The following is a 4,422-nucleotide window of genomic DNA, read 5'->3' on the forward strand; positions in this document are numbered from 1 at the left end:
TCGCTAATACCCAAACCCCAGTATCGCGGGCGATGTCAAAGCCATGATCGGGTATAGACAGATGAATAGCGTTTGTTGTATGGCGCTGCATATACTGAGCAGTGCGCTGTAACCATTGTTTGATAAATACTTGATGATGGTATGACACCAGATATTATAATTTGGGCTGGTGTTTTTGACCCTTTTTATTAACCCAATATTTCTCGACAGTAGTTTAATATTTCCACTTAGACAATCCATGCAAATTGTTAGTATAATCCTCTAAATTCACAACAAAACATCACTGTAGCTTATTATGACGCTTAAGCCTTTATTCGTATCTTTGTTTATATTACCTCTATTTACTATGACTGCCTGTGCCAAAGAGCCTTCGGTTGATAGCGACGGCATCCCGAAAACTCGTAGTAATCTGACTGCGGATGAACAAAAACAGCTAGACGACTTCCTAGTGCAGCAAAAGGAAAACATGCGCTTTATCGAAGGCGGTAGCTATGAGATGGGTGATTTCGGTTCTAAAGTCACTATAAATGATGGTGGCCCTATTAGGAGTGAAAGTGACAATAAACCACTGCACAAGGTGACGCTCGATAGCTTTAGCATGAATGCTTATAAAGCGACTTATGGTGACTTCGATATCTATAGTATGGCGACTAAACAAAAAAAAATTGGTATGCAAGATACTACGATAGAGCTACGTCAATCTAATGCTGCTGCTGGTGTAAACTGGCAAACGGCACAGCACTACTGTCAATGGCTTGGTCAACAGTTAGAGGTTCCAATGAGTCTACCAACCGAAGCGCAGTGGGAATATGCCGCACGCAATCGCGGTAAATATATATTATTTCCAACCGATAACGGTAAAATAAATGGTGGACACAATATATGGACGTTTGATGAGAAGTCAGCACTCTCAAGAAAATATAATACTAATTTAGCTATACCTATTGTAGGACTATATCCTCCTAATCCTTTGGGTCTGTATGACATGACCAATCAAAATAATGAATGGATGAATGACTGGTATAGCGAGGATTACTATGCCAACAGCCCTGAGCATAATCCCCAAGGCCCTGACACGGGTACTGAAAAAGTTTTGCGCTCAGTAAACGCTGAATGGGGTTCGGCACAAAACATACAAGCCAATGGGTCAATTACTCTAATGCGAATAAAACGCTTGCCTAATCCACCGTTGATAGAGGAAGCACAAGATGCTAATCAGAATGCTTTTACCTCAGCTCGCTGTGTCGCTAATAGCCAGCAAGCGATAAGTTAATCGTGTTATTAATATCCTCTTACCGAAATAGTCCTTAACCTTGAATAACCCTTAAGCATGGTAGATGCCATCAGCTGGTTTATCCCTTGGATTTAAGATGTTAGCATCAAAGTGCTGTGGGTTTTTAGCTGTATAAAATCTAGGACTAACATAATCGACTTTAGCCAACATACGATACTTCTCATAAGCAGGATCAGTATTAAGGACTACACGCTCGCCTTTAGGATAGTAATTTTTAATGAGTCCACCTAGCATGTTGAGATATTGATCTATAAAGGTATTGCCAGTATCATTTTTTTCAGTGATTTTATCTGCTTTGATATCATTTAATAGTGTGAGCAAGGGCGTGTCTATATTATTAAGACCATAACTTAAAAACCGTAGAACGTGTGCTTCGTTTTCTTTTTCTGTTGGTTTTCCATTCTTATCAAGGGGCATACCTACAACTTCAATTCCTACTGAATAGGAGTTTGCATTCAAGTTTGCTGTTTGATAAATTTTACCATCCTTGTCTACAACAAAGTGTGTACCATATGGTTTTGACCCTCTATTAAAAGAATTAAATGTTGATTGAGCAGAACTATTGACGGTTCGATGCAAAATTATTTTTTTAATTTTTTGAGTGTAATTCATTCTTTCAAGCTTAGGAGTATGATGTTTTATTATACGAGAATGACTTAGAAAACCAGCTTGCATTGGTAGTTTTCCTGTTTTATTGCAAAAACAACCTGATATGTTTGAAGGGCAGTCACTACTATTTGAAACTAGTTTTTCAACAATATTAAATTTTTCGCAAGCTCCAAATGATCTATACTTTTCGCCATCTATTATATAGTGTTCAACTGATTGTGCAATTTATTCTATACTGACAAATGCTTCGCCATCTATTGAGCACACTACATTTTTAGTTAAAATCTAATTCAAAAGGATCATTGTTACGTTTGGTATCTCGAATTTCTATATAACGTGACTGACATTGTTGAATATTAATTTCTGTATCTTTAATTTTATCTCTTAAGATAGGTAGAGATTTAACAAGTTTCTTTTGAATGATTTTTAAGTTTGGAAGGTTGTTTTCTTTAAGGTAAGGTATAAAATCCTGATCGTAATATTTTAACCAAGCACAGGCTTCAGTTACATTAAAATCATAAGGGTCATAAGCCAAAATTTGGAGGTAGAAACTCACTAGATTACCATTAGCTAAATTGTTACTAGGAATACTATTCATAAACTGGTTGTCCCATGAGAACAAATACATGAGTAGATATTCTTTGACTCTATTTAATTCTTGCTTATCTACATCTTGCATGAGCCTATAAGATAAAATGTTGTAATCATCATATTCATCTCCACGTCTATAGTCAGAAAAAAACTTTTCAATTAAGGTGTGTTTTATAGAGTTGGCGTTATATTTTAAGGCAATCTCTAAACAATTATCTTTAATAGCTAAAATATTTTTTTTATTTATTTTCATGGTATTTTTGATAAAATTATTATCAAATTGATAGCTCCAAGTATAAACGTCCGCACAAGCGTAAGGATGATCAATTTTCGCTAATTCAAATATTTTTTGATAACCTTGCATTTCGACATCAAGGTTATCAACATGCCACAATTGATATGTTGCCCATGCGTACTGAGCATTTATCTCCTTTGGATCTTTAGCATATTTGTGCAGTAGTTCCATTCTTTCTTCGTCATAAATCCTAAGATTTAGGTCACTAGCTCGTAAATTCATTGCTTCATTAAAACTTAAGCGTCGATCAGTTGGTAACTTAATTTCTTGATCATAAGAGCTATTCATTTTTGTCCCTTGATTAGTTGCTGTAGAAGACTCGCATGAGGATAAAAAAAGTACAGCTGTTAATGGAATTAGTAATTTTTTCATTAGTATAAGTCCTACCTGCTACTACGTACTGTTGTAGCGCTATTAAAGATTCTGAAATGACCCATCAGCTTTTTTTCTGGTAGGGTTTTCATACCTGTGTCAGGATGTATCCATCTAGCATAAGAGCTCACACTTGGGTCAGCTGAGCTATACCAAGTTAAAGATGTTGGTGCATATACTGTACCTATATTTGGATGTGCAGCAATATACTCACCAAGAGTTTTAGTCAAACCATTTCCAACGTTACAAGATAAAAGAACTAAAGTCTGACTATCTGTATATCCATTTAAACTAATAAACTCATAGAATTTATTTATGGCATCACGTTTTTGAGACTCAGTTTTTCCACTTATAGTCACGTACTGATTCTTTGATTTTGTTATGTTTAAAGCTCTTTGAACTGGGTCTAGATCTCTTGTGTTCACCCATAAAATACTGCGGTTGCTACCATGAGCGTAAACATAATAATATGAATGAGGTAAGTAGCGATCTCCTTCTAATATATCAATAGTCTTGTGAAAGTTAGTTTCATTACCTGCAAAACCATCGAAAGATTTATAAAACATATTATCGCTAGTTCCTGCCTTTAATTTAAGTAATTTATTAAAACTAACTAATTTAGCCCCATTTGGTACAATAGGAACTGAATCTAAATTATAACCTCCACTTATTCTCCTATTATAATCAGCTTTAAACGTTGAGTTTTTTGCTTTTAGGTTCTTAAGGATAGTTTCTAAAGAGTTTAAATCTTTGGCTGTTAAAATATTTTTCTCTGGACTAGGCGCCGCTGTAGCTATAATATTTGGTAAGTTACCACCTATATCTTGAGTATAAGTCCGACTTAACTCAGGCAGTATTTCAAGTAATATATTTGGATGATGTTCTTCTATCTTACCTGAATTATCTGATTTGCCCAGAGTGATATGCCCATTATGTGGATTAATCATTCGGTAACGTCTGTTTTTCAAAACACGTTCAGTCGCACTATCTATTAAATAGTAACTCATTGAAGCATCAGAACTTAAAAAATCTAAGACTTTAACGGTAACCCTGCTACCCGCAACCAAACCCTTCTTCACCGCCTTGATCTTAATCTCTCCCGGGCACACCAACTTAATCCCACTATCATCTATCGTAATCGATGCCCCCGCACTGGTTTGCAGCTTAATACGTTTGGGACTCGACACATTCACCTGTCCAGCCTCACTACCAATCGTCATGCTTTGTTGACTGTGTAATTGCAACTCACCACCCTGTGCTT

At 35.9% G+C, this 4,422-nt stretch carries 4 protein-coding genes; 1 reads left to right on the forward strand and 3 read right to left on the reverse strand.

Annotation, left to right across the window (positions count from 1 at the left end):
• Positions 1 to 295: 295 nt before the first annotated feature.
• On the forward strand, positions 296 to 1,273 hold the full coding sequence (locus I3257_RS13900; RefSeq protein WP_238050140.1) for an SUMF1/EgtB/PvdO family nonheme iron enzyme: 978 nt from the start codon (positions 296 to 298) through the stop codon (positions 1,271 to 1,273).
• A gap of 51 nt (positions 1,274 to 1,324) precedes the next feature.
• Here I3257_RS13900 and I3257_RS13905 read toward each other — a convergent pair whose 3' ends face one another.
• The 3 genes from I3257_RS13905 to I3257_RS13915 all read right to left on the reverse strand — a co-directional run.
• Positions 1,325 to 1,969 (reverse strand): peptidoglycan recognition family protein, encoded by a 645-nt coding sequence (locus I3257_RS13905; protein WP_238050141.1) that lies wholly within the window; start codon positions 1,967 to 1,969, stop codon positions 1,325 to 1,327.
• A gap of 208 nt (positions 1,970 to 2,177) precedes the next feature.
• Positions 2,178 to 3,161: a hypothetical protein gene (locus I3257_RS13910; RefSeq protein WP_238050142.1), complete on the reverse strand. Its 984-nt coding sequence runs from the start codon at positions 3,159 to 3,161 to the stop codon at positions 2,178 to 2,180.
• Positions 3,162 to 3,172: 11 nt separating this feature from the next.
• A partial coding sequence (locus I3257_RS13915) for a DUF2345 domain-containing protein (protein ID WP_238050143.1) occupies positions 3,173 to 4,422 on the reverse strand: 1,250 nt, incomplete at its 5' end.

The sequence above is a fragment of the Psychrobacter sp. Ps7 genome (assembly GCF_022129225.1).
Taxonomy (GTDB): Bacteria; Pseudomonadota; Gammaproteobacteria; order Pseudomonadales; family Moraxellaceae; genus Psychrobacter; species Psychrobacter immobilis_A.

Coding starts and splice junctions, on each gene's coding strand:
- I3257_RS13900 (WP_238050140.1), top strand. CDS start 296: ATGACGCTTAAGCCTTTATTCGTATCTTTGTTTATATTACCTCTATTT.
- I3257_RS13905 (WP_238050141.1), bottom strand. CDS start 1,969: ATGCAAGCTGGTTTTCTAAGTCATTCTCGTATAATAAAACATCATACT.
- I3257_RS13910 (WP_238050142.1), bottom strand. CDS start 3,161: ATGAAAAAATTACTAATTCCATTAACAGCTGTACTTTTTTTATCCTCA.